Origin of the sequence: Streptomyces tritici, assembly GCF_048500665.1 — a bacterium.
Taxonomy (GTDB): Bacteria; Actinomycetota; Actinomycetes; order Streptomycetales; family Streptomycetaceae; genus Streptomyces; species Streptomyces tritici.
Genome location: NZ_CP183183.1, coordinates 3,637,728 through 3,658,086, shown reverse-complemented (window position 1 = coordinate 3,658,086; position 20,359 = coordinate 3,637,728). Strand labels below are relative to the sequence as shown.

The following is a 20,359-nucleotide window of genomic DNA, read 5'->3' as shown; positions in this document are numbered from 1 at the left end:
CGCGTCCGGTGTCACTCGGCGTCGGACGCGCCCGGCTCGCCGCCGTCCTTGTCCTCCGGGGACGCCAGGCCGAACTGGTCCACCAGCCACTTGTCGAACTCGATCGACGCGCGGACCCAGCTGACCGTGGACGACACGAAGTGCTCCAGGGAGACGCCGGTGCCGATCAGCATCTGCGCCTCGCCGATGAGCCGGAGGGTGGCGGAGCCGTCCTCCTCCTCGTGCAGGTGCGTGTAGATCTTGGGCCACAGGGTGCGGCGGTTCCAGTCGTCGATCGCGTCCAGGACCTTGACGCGGTCGTCGGCGGAGTGGGGGCGGTCGTAGAAGGTCCGCACGGAGAAGACCTGCTGCTCGCCCTCACCGCGGAACATGAAGTACGTGCGGAAGTCCTCCCACGGGGCGGCGAGGTCACCCTCGTCGTCCACGACGTACTTCAGCTCCATCTGTTCGAGGAGCTGCTTGACCAGGTCCTGGTCGGGGACGACGGGGCCCGCCGGTCCTGCGGCCTGAGGCTGGGGCTGGGCCCCGAAAGACGGAATCGAGGACGGGTCGATGCTCACCGAGGAATTTCCCTTCGTACGGATGTGGTCATCCTCTCCCATGCGGGGCGGGGGGTGGCAAGCCCACTGGGCCGTATCGGCGGCCGTATCCGCTGCGAGCTGACATGATCTCCTGCCATGGGGGAGACACGGCGGCGCGGCCGCAGGCGGCTCTGGATCGCGCTCGGCGTGTCGACCGTGCTGTGCGGGCTTCCCGTCGGCTTCGTCGTGTGGACCGCGGCCTCGTTCGAGCGGGCCGGTGAGCCGCAGCCCGTCGACTGCGCCGAGGCCATGGCCTGGGCCGGGGCCACCCTGCCGAAGAGCGCCGAGGGCGCGCGCTGCTCGGGGACGAGCTGGCTCGACACCCACCTGAGCGCGGAGTTCCGGATGCCGCGCGACGAGGTCGCGGGCTGGCTGGCCGGCACCTGGCCGTCGGGCGAGCAGCGGACCGAGTTCTGCGCCGGCGACGCCGACCTGTGCGTCGCCGTGGAGCGCGAGCAGCTGCCGCCGGACCCGGCGGGGCCCGCCGCCGTGAACGTCCGGGTGCGGTGGGAGGGCGCCGACACGGCCTTCGTCGACGTCAGCGCCTTCACGGTCTGAGGGCCCGCACAGCCGTCAGCCGCACAGCCGTAGGGCCGCAGCCGTAAAGCCGTACGGCCCCGGGACCCGGCCCGTCACCGCCGGGCCCCGGGAAGCGCGCCGTCACTGCGCGGCGCCGACGATCAGGCCGTCCTCGAAGCGGTCGACCCGCACCGTGTCGCCGTCGCGGACCTCGCCCGCGAGGATCTCCTTGGCGAGCCGGTCGCCGATGGCCGTCTGGATCAGACGGCGCAGCGGCCGGGCTCCGTACGCCGGGTCGTTGCCCTCGTCGGCCAGCCACTCCAGGGCGGCCGGGGTGACGTCGAGGGTGAGCCGGCGCTCGGCGAGCCGCTTGGCGAGCCGGTCGATCTGGAGCCGCGCGATCCGGCCCAGCTCGGTCTTGTCCAGCGCGGAGAAGACCACCAGGTCGTCCAGCCGGTTGAGGAACTCGGGCTTGAAGCTCGCCCGGACCACCTCCAGGACCTGCTGCTTCTTCTCCTCCGCACTGGTCAGGGGCTCCATCAGGAACTGGCTGCCCAGGTTGGACGTCAGGATCAGGATCGTGTTGCGGAAGTCGACCGTGCGGCCCTGGCCGTCGGTGAGCCGGCCGTCGTCGAGGACCTGGAGCAGGATGTCGAAGACCTCCGGGTGCGCCTTCTCCACCTCGTCCAGCAGCACGACGCTGTACGGCCTGCGGCGCACCGCCTCGGTGAGCTGGCCGCCCTCCTCGTAGCCGACGTAGCCGGGGGGCGCGCCGACGAGCCGGGCGACGGAGTGCTTCTCGGAGTACTCCGACATGTCGATGCGGACCATCGCCCGCTCGTCGTCGAAGAGGAAGTCCGCGAGCGCCTTCGCCAGCTCGGTCTTGCCGACGCCGGTCGGGCCGAGGAAGAGGAACGAGCCGGTCGGCCGGTCCGGGTCGGCGATCCCGGCGCGGGTGCGGCGCACGGCGTCGGAGACGGCGCGGACGGCCTCGGTCTGGCCGATGAGCCGCTTGCCGAGCTCGTCCTCCATCCGCAGCAGCTTCTGCGTCTCGCCCTCCAGGAGCCGGCCGGCGGGGATGCCGGTCCAGGCGCCGACCACGTCCGCGATGTCGTCCGGGCCGACCTCCTCCTTCACCATCGTGTTCTTCGACGCCTCCTGCTGGGCCTCGGCCTCGCTCGCGGCCTCCAGCTCGCGCTCCAGCGCGGGGATCTCCCCGTACAGCAGCTTGGAGGCGGTGTCGAAGTCGCCGTCGCGCTGGGCGCGCTCGGCGCGGCCGCGCAACCCGTCGAGCTGCTCCTTCAGCTCGCCGAGCCGGTTGAGGGACTGCTTCTCCTTCTCCCAGCGGGCGGTCAGTCCGCGCAGCTCCTCCTCGCGGTCGGCGAGGTCGCGGCGGAGCTTGTCCAGGCGCTGCTTGCTCGCCTCGTCGGTCTCCTTGGAGAGCGCGAGCTCCTCCATCTTCAGCCGGTCGACGGTGCGCTGGAGCTCATCGATCTCGACGGGCGAGGAGTCGATCTCCATGCGGAGCCGCGAGGCGGCCTCGTCGACGAGGTCGATGGCCTTGTCCGGCAGGAAGCGGGAGGTGATGTACCGGTCGGACAGGGTGGCGGCGGCGACCAGCGCGGAGTCGTTGATCTGGACCTTGTGGTGGGCCTCGTACCGGCCCTTGAGGCCGCGCAGGATCGCGATGGTGTCCTCGACGGTCGGCTCGGCGACCAGGACCTGCTGGAAGCGGCGCTCCAGGGCGGGGTCCTTCTCGATCCGCTCGCGGTACTCGTCGAGGGTCGTCGCGCCGACCATGCGCAGTTCGCCGCGGGCCAGCATCGGCTTGAGCATGTTGCCGGCGTCCATGGCGGAGTCGCCGCCGGCGCCCGCGCCGACGACGGTGTGCAGTTCGTCGATGAAGGTGATGATCTGGCCGTCGCTGGACTTGATCTCGGCGAGGACGGTCTTCAGCCGCTCCTCGAACTCGCCGCGGTACTTCGCGCCGGCGACCATCGCGCCGAGGTCCAGGGCGACCAGCCGCTTGTCCTTCAGGGACTCGGGGACGTCGCCCTTGACGATGCGCTGGGCCAGGCCCTCGACGACGGCGGTCTTGCCGACGCCGGGCTCGCCGATGAGGACCGGGTTGTTCTTGGTGCGGCGGGAGAGCACCTGCACGACGCGCCGGATCTCGTGGTCGCGGCCGATGACGGGGTCGAGCCGGCCCTCGCGGGCGGCCGCGGTGAAGTCGGTGCCGAACTTCTCCAGGGCCTTGTACGAGCCCTCGGGGTCGGCGTTCGTGACGCGGCGGGCGCCCCGGGACTTCTCGAAGGCCTCCTGGAGGCGGCGGGCGCCGGCGCCCTGCTGGTCGAGCAGCCGGCCGGCCTTGCCGCCCTTGGCGGCGACGCCCATGAGCAGGTGCTCCGTGGACACGTACTCGTCGCCGAGCCTGCGCGCGCGCTCGGTGGCGTCCGCGACCACGGCGAGCAGCTCGCGGTCGGGCTGCGGCGGGGCGACCGTGGACCCGGTGACGCTCGGCAGCGCGGCGAGCAGCCGCTCCGCGCCGGAGCGCACGGCGGCCTGGTCGGCCTCGACGGCGGCGAGCAGATCGGTGATGTTCTCGTTGTCCTGACCGGCGAGCAGCGCGAGGAGCAGGTGCGCGGGGGTCAGGTCCGGGTGCCCCTGGGACACGGCGCGGCTGGTGGCCGCGTTCAGCGCGTCCCGGCTCTTGTTGGTCAGTTCGGCGTCCACGTACGTCGTCTCCTCCTCGGGGTGCGGGCCGGCGCCCGGCTCAGACTGCTATGACTTCTCTGACTCATCCAACATACACAAAGTTGAGTCCATTCCGCTCAAGGTGTCGGAGGGGGCGGTGCGGCGGGTAGCTTCCGGGCATGGCGATTGACCCGAGCAACCCCGGCGACTCGTATCTCGGCTTCTGGCGCGAGTACCACATGTCCACCCTGACCACCCCGCGGCCGGACGGCACGCCGCACGTGGTGGCGGTGGGCGTCACGTACGACCCCGAGGGCGGCGAGCGGGGCATCGCGCGTGTGATCACGAACAAGCACAGTCACAAGGTCGCCAACGTCCTGGCGGCGGGCCCGGAGGGCGCGCGCGTGGCGGTGTGCCAGGTGGACAAGGGCCGCTGGGCGACGCTGGAGGGCGTGGCGCGGATCCGCACGGAGGCGGACGTCGTCGCGGACGCGGTGGCGCGCTACGCGGAGCGGTACGGGCGGACGCCGGCGCCGAACCCGGACCGCGTGGTCATCGAGATCGCGCTGACCCGCGCGATGGGCCGGGCCTAAGGGGGACACCCCAGGGATCGCGGGACGGGAAAAGCACAGCGGCGCCATCGTGTTTCAGGTCCACGATGGCGCCGCTGTGTGGGGGAAGCACCTGAGCGATCTGGAACGACGGGGGAACCGCTCAGGCACTGCGGGGGGTGGCGGTGATGGTCTCCGGTTCGACCAGCTGGTGGTCGCGCTGGTCGAGGTTGACGAAAATCATGCCGTACCGAATGGCACAGCGGACGGGCTGCGGAGCGCCGCGGGGCCGCCGCAGACAGCGGTACGCGCGGACGTCCTCGTCCTGTTCGCGAGCGACGACGATCGGTTCTCCGAAGAGGGTGACCATCAACGAATCGCCACGGTGGGGGATGGCCGTGACGAGGTCGATGAAATGCCACCCCGAGCGGTAGGCCGAGGCCATCTCCCGTCGGAAGACCCGGTCGTCCGGCGGCACGGTCATGCGCCCGAACCTGCCGGAGCGGAGTCCCACGTCGGCTCGCCGTCCGCGGTGGCCGGCGTCGAGTCCCACGTCGGCTCACCGTTCACGACGGCCGAAGCGAAGTCCCACGTCGGCTCGCCCAGCGGCGCCATGTCCCACGTGGGCTCGCGCTCGGCCGTCGGAGCGAAGTCCCACGTCGGCTCGCCCGGAGCGGCGACGACGTCGCCCGCGGGCGGCGTGTCCCACGTCGGCTCACCGTTCGCGGCGAAGACGCCGAGAGCAGCCGCCGCGGCAAAAGCTATGGCACCAAGTGCTCGAACCATCCTGGTCATGGCCGATCTCCACCTCTTTTGATCACAACCTCCTCCCCCGCGATTAAGACGATGGCTCACTCCGAACCCTTCCACCAGCAGGGCCAGGCATCATGTTCCTGTAATTCAGGACCCTGAGGGGGGTGCAAATGGAGCCTAATCAGATCGAATCGGGCGACGGGCACGGTCCTGGCGAGCTGTGCGACGACGGAAAGCGTCTCTATGCCGCCGCGTTGAAGAACGGGCGCATCGCCCGCGCCGACGTGGAATCGACCCCGTGCCTGCTCGAACTGGCCCTGCTGCACCCGGATCCCGACGAGCCCACGTGGCTGCGCCCGGTGCCGCCGTCGATCGCCCTGAACAAGCTGATCCACCCGATCGAGCAGGAGATCCAGCAGCGCCGGCAGCTGGCCATCACGCTCGCGGACACGTTCGAGCCATTCATGACGATCAACGCCCCCGATCCGGCGGGCACGCAGGCGATCACCGTCATCGAGGGCCTCAGTCTCATCAACGCCACGCTCGACCGCGTCATCAACGAGTGCACCGAGGAGCTGCTCACCATCCAGCCGGGCAGCGGCCGCAAGCCCGAGGTGGTGCAGGCGGGCCTGCGCCGCGTGGAGCCGCTGCTCGAACGCGGCATCCGCATGCGGACGTTGTACCAGCACACGGCCCGGCACCACTCCGCCACGATGGGGTACGTCGAGCGCATCGGCCCGTACGGGCTCGAGGTGCGCACCCTCGAGGAGATCATCGACCGGCTGATCATCGTCGACCGCCGGGTCGCCTTCATCCCCGCCCGGCGCGACCGCCGGGTGGCGCTCGAACTGCGCCACGAGGGCCTCGTGCAGTACCTGGTGGGCGTCTTCGACCAGTTCTGGCTCCACGGGGTGCCCTGGGAGGACGAAGTGCCGTACAGCCCCGCCGTGGACGGCGTGGGCGGCGTCCAGCGCTCCATCGCCAAGCTGCTCGTCGAGGGACACGTCGACGAGGCCATCGCGCGGCGGCTCGGGATGAACGTGCGGACCTGCCGGGCGCACATCGCCAAGCTCGCCTCCGCGCTCGGCAGCGGCAGCCGGGCCCAACTCGGCTACCTCATCGCCCAGTCGGGCATTCTGGAGCAGGACCAGTGACCGTACTTTCACCGCGCGTAGACCTCGACACCGCCGCCGGTCTCGTACGCGTCGGCGGCGAGGGGCTGCCCGAGGTCGTCGTCACGCGCACGGGCGAGGGCGAGACCGACGACGCGATTCCCGTCGGCACCCGCGACCCCGCCCGGCTCCGGCTCACCGTCGACGGCCGGGAGGCGGAACTCCGGCCCGCCAAGGGGCGGTTGTCCCGCCGGTCCTTCCGCGTCGACGCGGTCGTGGACGGCGTCGCGTACCGGCTCGTGCCCTGCTCGTACGCCGAGAGCCGGCTCAGCCGCGACGGCCGGGTCCTCGGGCGGCTCGACTGCACGGGGGACGGCCGCGTCGGCGCCGAGTGGGACACGGAGCCCGGTCCGGCGGACCTCGCGATCGGCACGGCCCTCGCCGCCGCCTTCGGCACCGGCGCCGCGCCCTGGTGGGAGATCCTGGCCCAGATGCTCGCCGAGCTCATCCCCTGACCGGCCGCGGACGTCAGAAGGCCCCCTCGGACGGCCGAGGGGGCCTTCTGACGGACAGGAGGAGCTACTCCGGGCGCTTCGGGCGCCAGACCACGAGCGCGCTCGTCTGCTGGACGTCCTGGTACGGGACCAGGTCGCGCCGGTACGAGGCGTGCACCTGGGCCTCGCGCTGGCGCAGCGTCGCCGCCGCGCCCTCGACCGCGGACTGCAGCTCGGCGACCCGCGCCTGCAGCGCCGCGACCTGGTTCTCCAGCTCGATGATGCGCTTGATGCCGGCCAGGTTGATGCCCTCGTCCTGCGACAACTGCTGCACCTGGCGGAGCAGTTCGATGTCGCGGGCCGAGTAGCGCCGGCCCCGGCCGGCCGTGCGGTCCGGAGAGACCAGGCCGAGCCGGTCGTACTGCCGCAGGGTCTGCGGGTGCAGGCCGGAGAGCTGGGCCGCCACCGAGATGACGTACACCGGCGTCTCGTCGGTCAGTTCGTACGGGTTACGGCTCCGTCCCGGACGGCTCTCCATGTCCTCATGCTCCCTTCGCGGCCTGGAACAGCTCTGCCCGCGGGTCCACGTCCGCGGTCGCCTCGCGGTACGTCTCCAGGGCCTCGCGCGCCTTGTCGGTCAGGTCCTTCGGGACCTGGACCTCCACGGTCACCAGCAGGTCGCCGCGCGTGCCGTCCTTGCGGACCGCGCCCTTGCCGCGGGCCCGCATCGTCCGGCCGTTGGGCGTGCCCGCCGGCAGCTTCAGGGTGACCGGGGGACCGCCCAGCGTCGGGACCTTGATCTCGCCGCCGAGCGCCGCCTCGTCGAAGCTGACGGGGACGGTCACGGTCAGGTTGTCGTCCTTGCGGCCGAACACCGGGTGGGCGTCGACGTGCACGACGACGTACAGGTCGCCGCTCGGTCCGCCGCGCTCGCCCGGCGCGCCCTTGCCGCGCAGCCGGATCCGCTGGCCGTCAAAGACACCCGCGGGGATCCGGACCTGCATCGTCCGGGACGACTTGGCCCGGCCGCTGCCGTGGCAGACCTCGCAGGGGTGCTCCGCGATCAGGCCGCGGCCCTTGCAGTCCACGCACGGGTCGGTGAGCGAGAAACCGCCGCCCGAGCCGCGCGAGACCTGGCCGGTGCCGACGCAGGTCGGGCACACCCGCGGCGTGCCGTTCTTGTCGCCGGTGCCGGAGCAGGCCTTGCAGGGCTGCTGGCTGGACATCCGCAGCGGGACCGTGGCCCCGTCGACCGCCTCGGTGAAGCTGAGCGTCACCTCGGACTCGACGTCCTGCCCGCGCCGCGGCTGGGTGCGCGTGCCCGCGCCGCCCGCGCCGCGGTTGAACAGGCCGCCGAAGACGTCCCCGAGGCCACCGCCGCCGAAGCCGCCGGCCCCGCCCTGGGCGCCGCCTCCGAAGAGGTCGCCCAGGTCGAAGTTGAAGGAGCCGCCGGGGCCGCCGGCGCGGAAGCCGCCGTTGCCGAACAGGGCGCGGGCGTCGTCGTACTCCTTGCGCTTCTTGGGGTCGCCGAGGACGTCGTTCGCCTCGGAGATCTCCTTGAAGCGCTCCTCCGCCTTGGCGTCCCCCTTGTTGGCGTCCGGGTGGTTCTCGCGGGCGAGCTTCCGGTACGCCTTCTTGATCTCGGCGTCGGTGGCGTCCTTGGGGACGCCGAGAACCTTGTAGTAGTCCTTCTCGACGAAGTCCTTCGTGCTCACCGGCGTCCCTCCTCTCGGACGATCCTCGCGTCAGCCCTCCTGGGGGCCACCGCTCTCCTCGTCGGCCTGCTTCTTCTCGTCCTTCGCGGCCGGCGCCGCCCCCGGCTGGGGCTCCGCCACCGCGACGCGCGCGGGCCGGATGGTCCGCTCGCCGATGCGATACCCGGGCTGCAGGATCGCCACGCAGGTCGTCTCGGTGACGTCCGGCGCGTACGAGTGCATCAGGGCCTCGTGGATCGTCGGGTCGAAGGGCTCGCCCTCCTTGCCGAACTGCTGCAGGCCCATCTTGGCGACGACCGTCTCCAGCGATTCGGCCACCGACTTGAACCCGCCCACGAGCTCGCCGTGGTCCCGGGCCCGGCCGATGTCGTCGAGCACCGGCAGGAGGTCCGACAGGAGGCCCGCGACGGCGATCTCCTTGACGGTGATCCGGTCGCGCTCCACCCGGCGGCGGTAGTTCTGGTACTCGGCCTGGAGCCGCTGGAGGTCCTGGGTGCGCTCGTTGAGCGCGGTGCGGACCTGGTCCAGCTCGGCCGTCAGACCGGCGGTCTTGTTCGCGTCCCCGGCCCGGGGCGCCGAACCCTCCTCCGTGGAGGGGGACTCGGCGGCCTCGGCGGCGTCGTCAGGGCCGGCGCCGGAGGGGACGTCGGGCTTCTCCTCGAAGCCCGGGGTCTCCTCCGTCATCAGGCAGCGCCGCCCTTCGGCTTCTCGTCGTCGACGATCTCGGCGTCCACCACGTCGTCGTCGGCCTTCGGGGCCTCGGCGCCCGCGGCGCCGGCGGCCTGCGCGTCGGCGTACAGGGCCTGGCCGAGCTTCTGGGAGACGGCCGCGACCTTCTCGGTGGCGGTGCGGATCTCCGCGGTGTCCTCGCCCTTCAGCTTCTCCTTGAGCTCGGCCACCGCCGTCTCGACCTCGGTCTTGACGTCGCCCGGGACCTTGTCCTCGTTGTCCTTGAGGAACTTCTCGGTCTGGTAGACGAGCTGCTCGCCCTGGTTGCGGGTCTCGGCGGCCTCGCGGCGCTTGTGGTCCTCGTCCGCGTAGCGCTCGGCCTCCTCGCGCATGCGGTCGACCTCGTCCTTCGGCAGCGAGGAGCCGCCGGTGACGGTCATCTTCTGCTCCTTGCCCGTGCCCAGGTCCTTCGCGGTCACGTGCATGATGCCGTTGGCGTCGATGTCGAAGGAGACCTCGATCTGCGGGACGCCGCGCGGGGCCGGCGGAAGGCCGGTCAGCTCGAACATGCCGAGCTTCTTGTTGTACGCCGCGATCTCGCGCTCGCCCTGGTAGACCTGGATCTGCACGGACGGCTGGTTGTCCTCGGCCGTGGTGAAGATCTCGGACCGCTTGGTCGGGATCGTGGTGTTGCGCTCGATGAGCTTGGTCATGATGCCGCCCTTGGTCTCGATGCCGAGGGACAGCGGGGTCACGTCGAGGAGCAGGACGTCCTTGACCTCACCCTTGAGGACACCGGCCTGGAGCGAGGCGCCGATGGCGACGACCTCGTCCGGGTTCACACCCTTGTTGGCCTCCTTGCCGCCGGTCAGCTCCTTGACGAGCTCGGCGACGGCCGGCATACGGGTGGAGCCGCCGACGAGAACGACGTGGTCGATCTCGGAGAGCTGGATGCCCGCGTCCTTGATGACGTTGTGGAACGGCACCTTGCAGCGCTCGAGCAGGTCCGCGGTCAGCTGCTGGAACTGGGCGCGGGTGAGCTTCTCGTCCAGGTGCAGCGGGCCCTCGGCGGACGCCGTGATGTACGGCAGGTTGATCGTGGTCTCCGTGGAGGAGGACAGCTCGATCTTCGCCTTCTCGGCGGCCTCGCGCAGACGCTGCAGCGCCATCTTGTCCTTGGACAGGTCGACGCCGTGGCCGTTGGCGAACTGCTTCACCAGGTAGTCGACGACGCGCTGGTCCCAGTCGTCACCACCGAGGTGGTTGTCACCGTTGGTGGCCTTCACCTCGACGACGCCGTCGCCGATCTCCAGGAGGGACACGTCGAAGGTGCCGCCACCGAGGTCGAAGACGAGGATCGTCTGGTCGTCCTTGTCGAGGCCGTAGGCCAGGGCGGCCGCGGTCGGCTCGTTGACGATGCGCAGGACGTTGAGGCCCGCGATCTCACCGGCCTCCTTGGTGGCCTGGCGCTCGGAGTCGTTGAAGTACGCGGGGACGGTGATGACCGCGTCGGTCACCTTCTCGCCCAGGTACGCCTCGGCGTCGCGCTTCAGCTTCTGGAGGATGAAGGCGGAGATCTGCTGCGGGTTGAAGTTCTTCCCGTCGAGCTCGATCTTCCAGTCGGTGCCCATGTGGCGCTTCACGGACCGGATGGTCCGGTCGACGTTGGTGACCGCCTGACGCTTGGCGACCTCGCCGACGAGCACCTCGCCGTTCTTCGCGAAGGCGACGACGGACGGCGTGGTCCTGGCGCCCTCGGCGTTGGTGATGACGGTGGGCTCGCCGCCTTCCAGAACGCTGACGACGGAGTTAGTCGTGCCCAGGTCGATGCCGACCGCACGTGCCATTTCGATTCCTCCAGCTGACCTGACTTGAGTGGAACTGACTCAAGGATGCACCACCCGTCCCATCGAGTCAACAGACCTGAGCGGGGGCGACTCAACTCTTCATCGGGCAGGCGGCTCAGGAAGGCTCGGGGAGCGGTGTGGCGGCCGGGGAATCTGCGGCCGGCCGTGAGAGAGTCGGGGCATTCGACGCCCCAAAGCCGGACATATACCGAGAAGGACCGCGACGGCTCTCTCGCAGGATCCCATGAACCGGCATGAAGCGGAGGTAAGGGCATGGCGAAGGGCCCGGACGCCAAGCGCGCACTCGACCTCACCGCCGCCCTGATCCTGCTGGCCCTGCTCTCCCCCGTCCTGCTCGCCGTCGCGGCGGCGCTCGCGCTCGGCGCGCTCGGCCCCCTGGAGCCTCCCGGCGGGGTGCTGCGCCGCGAGGTGCGGGCGGGGCTCGGCGGACGCCCGTACGAGCTGCTGAGCTTCCGGCGGGGCGGCCGGCTGGTCACCCGGCTGCCGCAGCTGCTGCACGTGGTGCGCGGCGAGATGTCGTTCGTCGGACCCGTGCCCCTGGCGCCGGACGACGAGGAGTGCCGGGGCGACGGCGTCCGGCGGCTGGCGGTCCGGCCCGGGCTGACCGGGCTGTGGCAGGTCAGCGGCCGCTCGGAACTGCCCTGGGAGGAGATGACCCTGCTGGATCTCCACTATGTGGACCACCACTGGCTGGGCATGGATCTGGCGATCCTGGGACGTACGATTCGAGCCTGGGCAAGGGTCGCCTGAGCGACACAGATCACCGCCGGCTCAACTACAGCAGGGCGGAATATCTGGGTACCCTCAAACGGACCTCAATAAGTTACCGCTTAGTACGTTCTACAGCCTCCGCCTCGCAGGCCCGCCCGAGGAGCCCGTCATGCAACTCGCCGCGATCATCGTGTCGATCGCCATCACGGTGGTGGCCGTCGCGCTGTTCGGCCGCGCCATCGCGCAGATCTACCGCTTCGTACGGCTCGGCCAGCCCGTGCCCGCCGGCACGCGCACCGGGGACCCGAAGCAGCGCACCATCACCCTGGCCAAGGAGTTCTTCGGCCACACCCGCATGAACCGCTGGGGCATCGTCGGCATCGCCCACTGGTTCGTGGCCATCGGCTTCTTCGCCCTGCTGCTGACGATCGTCAACGCCTTCGGCCAGCTCTTCCAGGCCGACTGGCTGATCCCGATCATCGGCGACTGGCTGCCGTACGAGATCTTCACCGAGTTCCTCGGCCTGATGACCGTGCTCGGCATCGTCACGCTCATCGTGATCCGCCAGCTCAGCAAGCCGACCAAGGCGGGCCGCAAGTCCCGCTTCGCGGGTTCCAAGACGGGCCAGGCGTACTTCGTCGAGGGCGTCATCCTCATCGTCGGCGTCTGCATCATGATGCTGCGCGCGCTCGAGGGCGCCCTGCACCACGTGGACGGCTGGGAGCCGGGCTTCTTCGCCTCGTACCCGGTGATCGCGCTGCTCGACGGCGCGGACGTGAGCACGCTGCAGAACCTCACGTACTTCTTCGCGGCGCTGAAGATCGTCACCTCCTTCACCTGGATGATCACGGTCTCGCTCAACACCAACATGGGTGTGGCCTGGCACCGCTTCCTCGGCTTCCCGAACATCTGGTTCAAGCGCAACGCCGACGGCTCCACCGCCCTCGGCCCGCTGCAGCCGATGACCACGGGCGGCAAGGAGATCGACTGGGAGGACCCGGCCGACGACGCGGTCTTCGGCGTCTCCCAGGTCGAGCAGTTCTCCTGGAAGGGCATCCTCGACTTCTCCACCTGCACCGAGTGCGGCCGCTGCCAGTCGCAGTGCCCCGCCTGGAACACGGGCAAGCCGCTCTCCCCGAAGCTCCTCATCATGTCGCTGCGCGACCACGCGCACGCCAAGGCGCCGTACCTGCTCGCGGGCGGCGGCAAGACGATGGAGGGCGAGGAGAAGGCCACCGAGGAGCAGCTCAAGGACGTGCCCGCGGCCGCGCTGGCCGAGGCCGAGCGCCCGCTGATCGGCACCGCCGAGGAGAACGGCGTCATCGACCCGGACGTGCTGTGGTCCTGCACCACCTGCGGCGCCTGCGTCGAGCAGTGCCCGGTCGACATCGAGCACATCGACCACATCGTCGACATGCGCCGCTACCAGGTGATGATCGAGTCCGCGTTCCCGTCCGAGGCGGGCACGATGCTCAAGAACCTGGAGAAGAAGGGCAACCCCTGGGGCCTGGCCAAGAAGCAGCGGGTCGAGTGGACCAAGGAGGTCGACTTCGAGGTCCCGATCGTCGGCAAGGACGTCGAGGACCTGTCGGAGTTCGACTACCTGTACTGGGTCGGCTGCGCCGGCGCCCTGGAGGACCGCGCCAAGAAGACCACCAAGGCCTTCGCGGAGCTGCTGCACATGGCGGACGTCAAGTTCGCGATCATGGGCGGCGAGGAGAAGTGCACGGGTGACTCCCCGCGCCGCCTGGGCAACGAGCCGCTGTTCCAGCAGCTCGGCCAGGAGAACGTCGCGATGCTGAACATGGCGTTCGGCGAGGACGACGAGGACGAGGCGACGAAGAAGCCGAAGTCGGCGAAGAAGATCGTCACGACCTGCCCGCACTGCTTCAACACCATCGCGAACGAGTACCCGCAGCTCGGCGGCGAGTACGAGGTCATCCACCACACCCAGCTGCTGCAGCACCTCATCGACGAGGGCCGCCTGCTGCCGGTGACCCCGGTCGACGGCCTGATCACCTACCACGACCCGTGCTACCTGGGCCGGCACAACAAGGTCTACACGCCGCCGCGCGAGATCATGTCCGCCGTCCCCGGCCTGCGCCAGCAGGAGATGCACCGCCACAAGGAGCGCGGCTTCTGCTGCGGCGCCGGCGGCGCGCGGATGTGGATGGAGGAGCGCATCGGCAAGCGCATCAACAACGAGCGCGTCGACGAGGCGCTGTCCCTCAACCCGGACATCGTCTCCACCGCCTGCCCGTTCTGCCTCGTCATGCTCACGGACTCCGTGAACGGCAAGAAGAACGACGGCAAGGCCAAGGAGAGCGTCCAGGTCGTGGACGTCGCCCAGCTGCTGCTGGAGTCGGTGAAGAAGCCGGTCGAGGAGCTGCCGGCGGAGGCCGAGGCCGAGCCGGAGCCCGCGCAGTAGGACAGCAGGACGCGGTACGTGGAAGGGGCCGCCCCCGAGGAGGGGGCCGGCCCCTTCGGCGTCCCCGGGCGCGTACCCGGCCGGGGCCCGGGCGCGTACCCGGCCGGGCCCCGGGCGCGTGCCCCCTAGGGGATGTCACAGGTCGGCCGCAAAGGCCCCCGTATCCCCCCGCGTGTGCACCGCGCACAGCGGGAACGGGTACGTTCGAGGACGTGGCTGGATTCAGGATCGGACGCGGCCGGGACAACCGCACCCCGCAACAACACCCGCAGCAGGCCCCGCAGTACGGGCGGCCGGCGGCCCCGCCGCCGTACCCGCAGCAGCAGTGGCAGCAGCCCCCGCAGCCGTACGGGGAGCCGGAGTACTTCGGGGACCCGTACCCGCAGCAGGCCCCGCAGGGCCACCCGCAGCAGGGTCACCCCCAGCAGGGGCACGGCCGGCCGGGCCACCCCCAGCAGGGTTACGCGGCGAACAACCCGGGCCACACCCGCGCGTTCAGCATCCACGACGACCCGTACAACGACGGGTCCGCCTACCAGGCGGCCCCGGTCGCCCCGGCCGGCCCCCGGCTGCCGTGGAAGGCCCTGCTGAGCGGCATGGTGCTGCGGCCCGGCCCGACGTTCCTGCAGATGCGGGACTACGCGGTGTGGGGCCCGGCGCTGGTCGTCACCTTCCTCTACGGCCTGCTGGCGATCTTCGGCTTCGACCAGGCGCGCGAGGAGGCGATCAACGCGACGCTGTCGAAGGCCATCCCGTACGCCCTGATGACGGGCGCGGGCTTCGTCGTCGGCGGTCTGATCCTCGGCGCGGTGACGCACACCCTGGCCCGTCAGCTGGGCGGCGACGGGGCCTGGCAGCCCACCGTCGGCCTGTCCATGCTGATCATGTCCATCACGGACGCGCCCCGGCTGGTCTTCGCCCTGTTCCTGGGCGGCGAGAACCCCCTGGTGCAGGTGCTCGGCTGGGTGACATGGCTGGCGGCGGGCGCGCTGTTCACCTCGATGGTGAGCAAGTCCCACGACCTGCCGTGGCCGAAGGCGCTGGGCGCCTCGGCGATCCAGCTGATCGCGCTGCTGTCGCTGATCAAGCTCGGCACGATCTAGAGAGACGCGTGGCACGAGGCCGCCGCCGGCTGTCCCCGACAGCCTGCGGCGGCCTTCGTCGTACGCGGCGCTCCACGCGCCTCGCGCGGTTACAGGGTCGAGGTCTGCAGCAGCAGGTTCGGGGAGCCCTTCGAGACGCTCAGGACGTCCGGCACCGCGTGCCCGACGACCCAGTCCTGGACCTCGGCCGCGCTCGCCGAGGGGTTGGCCTGCTTGTACAGGGCCGCGACGCCCGCCACGTGCGGCGCCGCCATGGAGGTGCCGTTCAGCGCCTCGCTGCCGCCGCCGAGGCGGGCCGAGACGATCTGCGCGCCGGGGGCGTAGATGCCCAGGCAGGGGCCGAAGTTGGAGAAGTCCGTCTCCAGGTCACGGTGGTCGGTGGCCCCGACGGTCAGGACGCGCTCGGCGCTCGCCGGCGAGACCTCGCAGGCGTCGACGGAGCTGTTGCCCGCGGCGATCACGGGCAGGATGCCCTTGGCCGCCACGGCGTCGGCCGCGTCGTTGACGGCCTGGCTGCGGCCGCCGCCGAGGGAGGCGTTGAGGACGCCGACGACGCCCTCGTCGGCCTGCCGGCCGACGTAGTCGAAGCCCGCGATGATGCCCGACCACGAGCCGCTGCCCTCGCAGTTCAGCACGCGGACGCTGACCAGGTCGGCGGAGCGGGCCACGCCGAAGGTGTCGCCTCCGACGGTGCCCGCCACGTGGGTGCCGTGCCCGTTGCAGTCGGCGCCCTCGCGGCCGTCGCCGATCGCGTCGTAGCCGAAGTAGGTGCGGCCGTCGTACTCCGTGTGGTCGTAGTCGATGCCGGTGTCCAGGACGAAGACGCTGACGCCGCGGCCGTCCGATGCGGCGTCGAAGCGGTTGTCGAGCGGCAGGTACGGCTGGTCGATGCGGTCGAGCCCCCAGCTCGCCGCGTCGGCCTTCTTGGTCCGCGGGGCCACGGGCGCGACCGAGACCGTCGCGTCCTCCTCGACGGCCGCGACGCCCGGGGTCCGGCGCACGGCGTCCACCTGGGCGGGCGTCAGCCTCGCGGCGAAGCCGTTGAGCACGGAGGCGTACTGGTACAGCGGCTTCACGCCCGGCAGCCGGCCCGCGAAGGCGGTCGCGTCCTGGCCGCGCTCGAGGGTGACGATGTACTGCCCCGGGATCGCGTTCGCCGAGGTGCGCAGCGGGGCGGGGCTGGGGGCGCCGCTCTCGCCGGCCGAGGACGGCGCGGCGGCGAGCAACGGGAGGGCGACCAGAAGGGCTGCGGACGTGGCCAGCGCAGGCAGGCGCATGGGGGAGTGCTCCGTTCGGGAGAGAACCGCGCGCCCCGGCCGGTTCCGGGGCGCGTATCACAGCGCTGCCAAGCAAGCACGGCACGGACGCGCGAAAACGTTCACTCGCGGCGCGACATCACGACTCCCGGGACGAGAACCCGGATGCCGCGCCCGCCCGAGTGAGCCACTCCCCCACCCGGCCGACGCCCCCCGCACACGACGAGGCCGCCGCTCCCGGGTGGGTGCGGCGGCCTCGGCCGGGGCTCCGCTCAGCCGTAGCGGCGGGGCGTCCAGGTGAGGGTGCGGCCGTCGGGGCGTTCCACCGCTCGGGTCTGGGAGGAGCCGATGAGGAGGAGGGTGCGCATGTCGACCTCGGAGGGTTCCAGGGTCTTCAGGGTGACCACGCGGACCGACTCCTCCGGGCCGCCGACGTCGCGGGCGACGACGACCGGGGTGTCGGGGGAGCGCAGTTCCAGGAGCAGGTCGCGGGCCGCGGCGACCTGGTGGGTGCGGGACTTGGAGCCCGGGTTGTACAGGGCGAGGACGAGGTCCGCGCGCGCGGCGGCGCGCAGGCGCGCGGCGATGACGTCCCACGGCTTGAGCCGGTCGGAGAGGGAGATCGTCGCGTAGTCGTGGCCGAGCGGCGCGCCCGCCGCCGCGGCCGCCGCGTTCGCGGCCGTCACGCCCGGCACCACGCGCACCGGCACGTCCGCGTACGCGGGCTCCGCGGCGACCTCCAGGACCGCCGTGGCCATGGCGAACACGCCCGGGTCGCCGCCGGAGACCACCGCGACGCGGCGGCCCCGCCGGGCCAGGTCGAGCGCGAACTCGGCGCGCTCCGACTCGACCTTGTTGTCCGAGCCGTGCCGCCGCTGACCGGGCCGCAGCACCGGCACCCGGTCCAGGTAGGTGGTGTAGCCGACCAGGTCGTCCGCGTTCTGCAGCACGCCCCGGGACTCCGGGGTCAGCCAGCGCGCCCCGGCCGGGCCGGTGCCGACGACCACGACCTCGCCGGGCGTCTCCCGGGACTCCGGGACCTCCGCGTCGATCCGGGACGGCAGCACGGCCACCGAGAAGTACGGCACCGACTCCGGGTCCACGTCCGCGAGCCGCCCGGTCCGCTCGCCCGCCATCGTGGCGCGCTCCACGTACCGCGCGTCCTCCAGCCGGCCCGCCCGCTCCAGGGCCCGCTTCACGGCGGGGAAGGTCCGGCCGAGCTTCATCACGACCGCGGAGTCCGTACCCGCCAGACGGGCCGTCAGCTCCTCCTCCGGCAGCGTGCCGGGGACGATCGTCAGCACCTCCTCGGCCTCGCACAGCGGCTCGCCGAGCCGGGCGGCCGCCGCGCTGACGGAGGTGACGCCGGGGATGACCTCGGTGTCGTAGCGGTGCGCGAGCCGCTTGTGCATGTGCTGGTACGAGCCGTAGAACAGCGGGTCGCCCTCGGCGAGCACGGCGACCGTGCGGCCCGCGTCGAGGTGGGCGGCGAGCCGCGCCGACGCCTCCTCGTAGAAGTCGTTCAACGCCCCCCGGTAGCCGCCGGGATGGTCGGTGGTCTCCACGGTGAGCGGGTACATCAGCCGCTCCTCGACGTGGTCCTCGCGGATGTGCTCGGCCGCGATCGACCGGGCGATGGACCGGCCGTGCCGGGCGGAGTGGTACGCGATCACGTCGGCGGCCGCGATGGCCTTCACCGCGGCCACGGTCATCAGGTTCGGGTCGCCGGGGCCGAGGCCGACGCCGTACAGCTTGCCGCGCTGCTCGCTCATGCCTGGATCTCCGCTTCGTGCGCGAGGGCGTTGAGCGCCGCCGCCGTCATGGCGCTGCCGCCACGCCGGCCCCGTACGACCAGGTACTCCAGCCCGAGTCCGTTCGCCGCGAGGGCGTCCTTCGACTCGGCGGCGCCGATGAAGCCGACCGGGATGCCGAGCACGGCGGCGGGCCGGCCGGCGCCCTTCGCGATCATCTCCAGGAGGTGGAACAGCGCGGTGGGCGCGTTGCCTATGGCGACGACCGAGCCTTCGAGCCGGTCGCGGAGCACCTCGAACGCGGCGGCGCTGCGGGTGGTCCCCAGCTGCGCGGCCAGCTCCGGCACCGACGGGTCCGACAGGGCGCAGAGCACCTCGTTGTCGGCGGGCAGCCGCCTGCGGGTGACGCCGCTGGCGACCATCTGCGCGTCGCACAGGATCGGCGCGCCGGCCTGCAGCGCCGTCCGGGCGGCGGTGACGACGCCGGGCGAGTACGCGAGATCGCGGACGAGGTCCGTCATGCCGCAGGCGTGGATCATCCGTACCGCGACCTGGCTCACGTCGGCGGGCAGACCCGCGAGATCCGCCTCGGCGCGGATCGTGGCAAAGGACTGGCGGTAGATCTCCGCCCCGTCCTTCTCGTAGTCGAACATCCTGTTGCTCTCGCTCATCTCGTCGTACGGGCCGTGGCGACGGCTTCGGGCAGGGAGGTACGGGGGACGGGAACGCCGTTCACCAGGTAGTCGTCCTCGCCGGTGGCGACGACGTCGGCCCAGGTGCCCTGGGGGTGCCCGCAGCGGCGCTCGCAGCCGGAGAAGTACACGGGGAGCAGCCCGGCCGTGCCGGCGCTCGCGCGGGCGGTGCGCAGCGCGTCGGCCCGGACGTCCGCCAGCGACTTGGCGCAGCCCGGGCGGCCGGTGCACGCGCCGACCCCCACCCAGGGCGAGTCGGGGCTCGTGATCAGGCCGTACGCGGCCAGCGTGGGCAGCCGCTCGGCGCCCGCGCCGGTCACGACCACCCCGCGCCAGGGCGTGAACCGCACGGGACCGGTGGCCGCGAGCGCCCGCAGCTGCGCGGAGGTGAGCCGCCCGAGCGGCGCGAGCACGTACAGCCCGCGCTCGCCGAGCTCCCCGAGCGCGGGCGGCGCGCCCTGCGGCAGCGGCGGCGGGACGGGGACGGGCTCGGCGGCCACGTCCGCGCGGGCGAGCGCGGCGGCGAGGTCGGGCGCCCCGCCGTCGGGCAGCTCACGGACGCGCCAGGCGCCGCTGTCGCGCGCCGCGCGCAGGAACGCGTCCGCGGCGGCGAGGGCCGCGCGCGGCGCGTCGGCGGCGGCGACGCGGTACGCCGCACCGCCGACGTACAGCAGGGCGCCGCCCCCGGGCTCTGCGATCAAGGTCACATCGCCGCCGAGGCCCGCCACGTCGCCGCGGCCGTCGTCCAGGACGAACAGGAAACGGCCCGAAAGGGACGTCGTCCACTCCTGTGCGCACAGCAGCGCGTCCAGCTCCCGCGCCCACAACTGCACGTCGGCGTGGCCGAGTCCGTCCAGGCCGGCGGCCGGGGAGGCGACGATGTTGCGGATCCGTTCGTGCGCCGCCGACGGCAGCAGGCCGGCCCCCGCCAGCAGCTCCGCCAGCTCCGCCCCGCAGCCCTCGCCGAGGCCCCGCAGCTCCGCGTTGCCGCGCGAGGTGACGGACACCTGCCCGTCGCCGAGCCGGAGCGCCGCGTCGGCCAGGACCTCCGCCTGACGCTCCGTCAACACACCTGCGGGCAGGCGCAGTCGGGCGAGACGCCCGTCGTCGGCGGGGTGCAGGCGCAGCGCCCCCGGGCAGGCGTCGCCTCGGTCCCGTACGAGCGGTTCGCCCGGCTCGGGCGAGGTGGGTGGGGTGGGCGGCATGGCGGCGAGCATACCCACGGGAAACCGGCCTTCCACGAGGTGTGATCCGGTCGACTCCCCGGCCCCGCCCGGCCCGGCGCGGCCAGGATCTACTATGCAGACGGCATGGGGTCGAAGGACCCCGGGGAGGAAGCCCGGTGAGATTCCGGCGCGGTCCCGCCACTGTGAGCCGGCCCCGGCGACGGGGACGGTGAGTCAGGAACTCCTTGCCGTCCACACGACCACCCGGGGCGCGGACAACCCCGAGGAAGGCCTGC

The 20,359-nt window shown here is 71.9% G+C and carries 19 protein-coding genes and 1 riboswitch; of the genes, 7 read left to right on the top strand and 12 right to left on the bottom strand.

Annotated features, from left to right (window positions below; translation table 11 throughout):
* Positions 1-11: 11 nt before the first annotated feature.
* Positions 12-560: a YbjN domain-containing protein gene (locus ACNJ93_RS16975; protein ID WP_418958243.1), complete on the bottom strand. Its 549-nt coding sequence runs from the start codon at positions 558-560 to the stop codon at positions 12-14.
* Between the two features lie 117 nt (positions 561-677).
* On the opposite strand from ACNJ93_RS16975, the gene ACNJ93_RS16970 reads away from it, so the two are divergent.
* Entirely contained in the window at positions 678-1,139 is a 462-nt protein-coding gene (locus ACNJ93_RS16970; protein ID WP_418958242.1) for a hypothetical protein, read from the top strand.
* Positions 1,140-1,241: 102 nt separating this feature from the next.
* On the opposite strand, the gene clpB is transcribed toward ACNJ93_RS16970, so the two are convergent.
* Entirely contained in the window at positions 1,242-3,833 is a 2,592-nt protein-coding gene (gene clpB / locus ACNJ93_RS16965) for an ATP-dependent chaperone ClpB (protein ID WP_418958241.1), read from the bottom strand.
* Positions 3,834-3,973: 140 nt separating this feature from the next.
* Between clpB and ACNJ93_RS16960 the strand changes: the two genes are divergently transcribed.
* Positions 3,974-4,387 carry a pyridoxamine 5'-phosphate oxidase family protein gene (locus ACNJ93_RS16960; protein WP_418958240.1) on the top strand — a complete coding sequence of 138 codons (414 nt, stop codon included), beginning with the start codon at positions 3,974-3,976 and terminating at the stop codon, positions 4,385-4,387.
* Between the two features lie 121 nt (positions 4,388-4,508).
* Here ACNJ93_RS16960 and ACNJ93_RS16955 read toward each other — a convergent pair whose 3' ends face one another.
* On the bottom strand, positions 4,509-4,829 hold the full coding sequence (locus ACNJ93_RS16955) for a (2Fe-2S)-binding protein (protein ID WP_331916590.1): 321 nt from the start codon (positions 4,827-4,829) through the stop codon (positions 4,509-4,511).
* Positions 4,826-5,140: a hypothetical protein gene (locus tag ACNJ93_RS16950; protein ID WP_418958239.1), complete on the bottom strand. Its 315-nt coding sequence runs from the start codon at positions 5,138-5,140 to the stop codon at positions 4,826-4,828. Before ACNJ93_RS16950 ends, ACNJ93_RS16955 begins: the two co-directional genes overlap by 4 nt.
* 128 nt (positions 5,141-5,268) lie before the next feature.
* Here ACNJ93_RS16950 and ACNJ93_RS16945 point away from each other — a divergent pair, with 128 nt between their 5' ends.
* On the top strand, positions 5,269-6,252 hold the full coding sequence (locus ACNJ93_RS16945) for a helix-turn-helix transcriptional regulator (RefSeq protein ID WP_418958238.1): 984 nt from the start codon (positions 5,269-5,271) through the stop codon (positions 6,250-6,252).
* A complete protein-coding gene (locus ACNJ93_RS16940) occupies positions 6,249-6,725 on the top strand; it encodes a hypothetical protein (protein WP_418958237.1) in 477 nt (158 codons plus the stop codon). Before ACNJ93_RS16945 ends, ACNJ93_RS16940 begins: the two co-directional genes overlap by 4 nt.
* Positions 6,726-6,789: 64 nt before the next feature.
* Here ACNJ93_RS16940 and ACNJ93_RS16935 read toward each other — a convergent pair whose 3' ends face one another.
* From ACNJ93_RS16935 to dnaK, 4 genes are read right to left on the bottom strand one after another with little or no spacing between them, the layout of a single operon-like run.
* A complete protein-coding gene (locus ACNJ93_RS16935) occupies positions 6,790-7,242 on the bottom strand; it encodes a heat shock protein transcriptional repressor HspR (protein WP_418958236.1) in 453 nt (150 codons plus the stop codon).
* A 4-nt stretch (positions 7,243-7,246) separates the two neighbouring features.
* Positions 7,247-8,419: a molecular chaperone DnaJ gene (gene dnaJ / locus ACNJ93_RS16930; protein ID WP_418958235.1), complete on the bottom strand. Its 1,173-nt coding sequence runs from the start codon at positions 8,417-8,419 to the stop codon at positions 7,247-7,249.
* 30 nt (positions 8,420-8,449) lie between these two features.
* Complete coding sequence (grpE, locus tag ACNJ93_RS16925; protein WP_418958234.1) at positions 8,450-9,103, bottom strand: nucleotide exchange factor GrpE; 654 nt, start codon at positions 9,101-9,103, stop codon at positions 8,450-8,452.
* On the bottom strand, positions 9,103-10,935 hold the full coding sequence (gene dnaK / locus ACNJ93_RS16920) for a molecular chaperone DnaK (protein ID WP_418958233.1): 1,833 nt from the start codon (positions 10,933-10,935) through the stop codon (positions 9,103-9,105). The genes grpE and dnaK overlap by 1 nt, the downstream gene beginning before the upstream one ends.
* Before the next feature lie 273 nt (positions 10,936-11,208).
* Here dnaK and ACNJ93_RS16915 point away from each other — a divergent pair, with 273 nt between their 5' ends.
* The 3 genes from ACNJ93_RS16915 (at position 11,209) to ACNJ93_RS16905 (ending at position 15,198) form a co-directional block, all read left to right on the top strand.
* Positions 11,209-11,706 (top strand): sugar transferase, encoded by a 498-nt coding sequence (locus ACNJ93_RS16915; protein ID WP_418958232.1) that lies wholly within the window; start codon positions 11,209-11,211, stop codon positions 11,704-11,706.
* A gap of 130 nt (positions 11,707-11,836) precedes the next feature.
* A complete protein-coding gene (locus ACNJ93_RS16910) occupies positions 11,837-14,095 on the top strand; it encodes a (Fe-S)-binding protein (RefSeq protein WP_418958231.1) in 2,259 nt (752 codons plus the stop codon).
* Positions 14,096-14,307: 212 nt separating this feature from the next.
* The gene (locus tag ACNJ93_RS16905) at positions 14,308-15,198 is read left to right on the top strand and encodes a Yip1 family protein (protein ID WP_418958230.1); all 891 of its coding nucleotides are present in this window, start codon (positions 14,308-14,310) and stop codon (positions 15,196-15,198) included.
* Positions 15,199-15,287: 89 nt separating this feature from the next.
* On the opposite strand, the gene ACNJ93_RS16900 is transcribed toward ACNJ93_RS16905, so the two are convergent.
* The 4 genes from ACNJ93_RS16900 to ACNJ93_RS16885 all read right to left on the bottom strand — a co-directional run bounded on the left by ACNJ93_RS16900 (position 15,288) and on the right by ACNJ93_RS16885 (position 20,114).
* Positions 15,288-16,475: a S8 family peptidase gene (locus tag ACNJ93_RS16900; protein ID WP_418958229.1), complete on the bottom strand. Its 1,188-nt coding sequence runs from the start codon at positions 16,473-16,475 to the stop codon at positions 15,288-15,290.
* 251 nt (positions 16,476-16,726) lie between these two features.
* On the bottom strand, positions 16,727-18,226 hold the full coding sequence (locus tag ACNJ93_RS16895) for a precorrin-2 C(20)-methyltransferase (protein WP_418958228.1): 1,500 nt from the start codon (positions 18,224-18,226) through the stop codon (positions 16,727-16,729).
* Positions 18,223-18,876 carry a precorrin-8X methylmutase gene (locus ACNJ93_RS16890; protein ID WP_418958227.1) on the bottom strand — a complete coding sequence of 218 codons (654 nt, stop codon included), beginning with the start codon at positions 18,874-18,876 and terminating at the stop codon, positions 18,223-18,225. Before ACNJ93_RS16890 ends, ACNJ93_RS16895 begins: the two co-directional genes overlap by 4 nt.
* Positions 18,873-20,114, bottom strand: coding sequence for a cobalamin biosynthesis protein CobG (locus ACNJ93_RS16885; protein ID WP_418961435.1), 1,242 nt, complete (start codon positions 20,112-20,114; stop codon positions 18,873-18,875). Before ACNJ93_RS16885 ends, ACNJ93_RS16890 begins: the two co-directional genes overlap by 4 nt.
* Before the next feature lie 75 nt (positions 20,115-20,189).
* Positions 20,190-20,328: riboswitch (cobalamin riboswitch) on the top strand.
* Positions 20,329-20,359 lie beyond the last annotated feature (31 nt).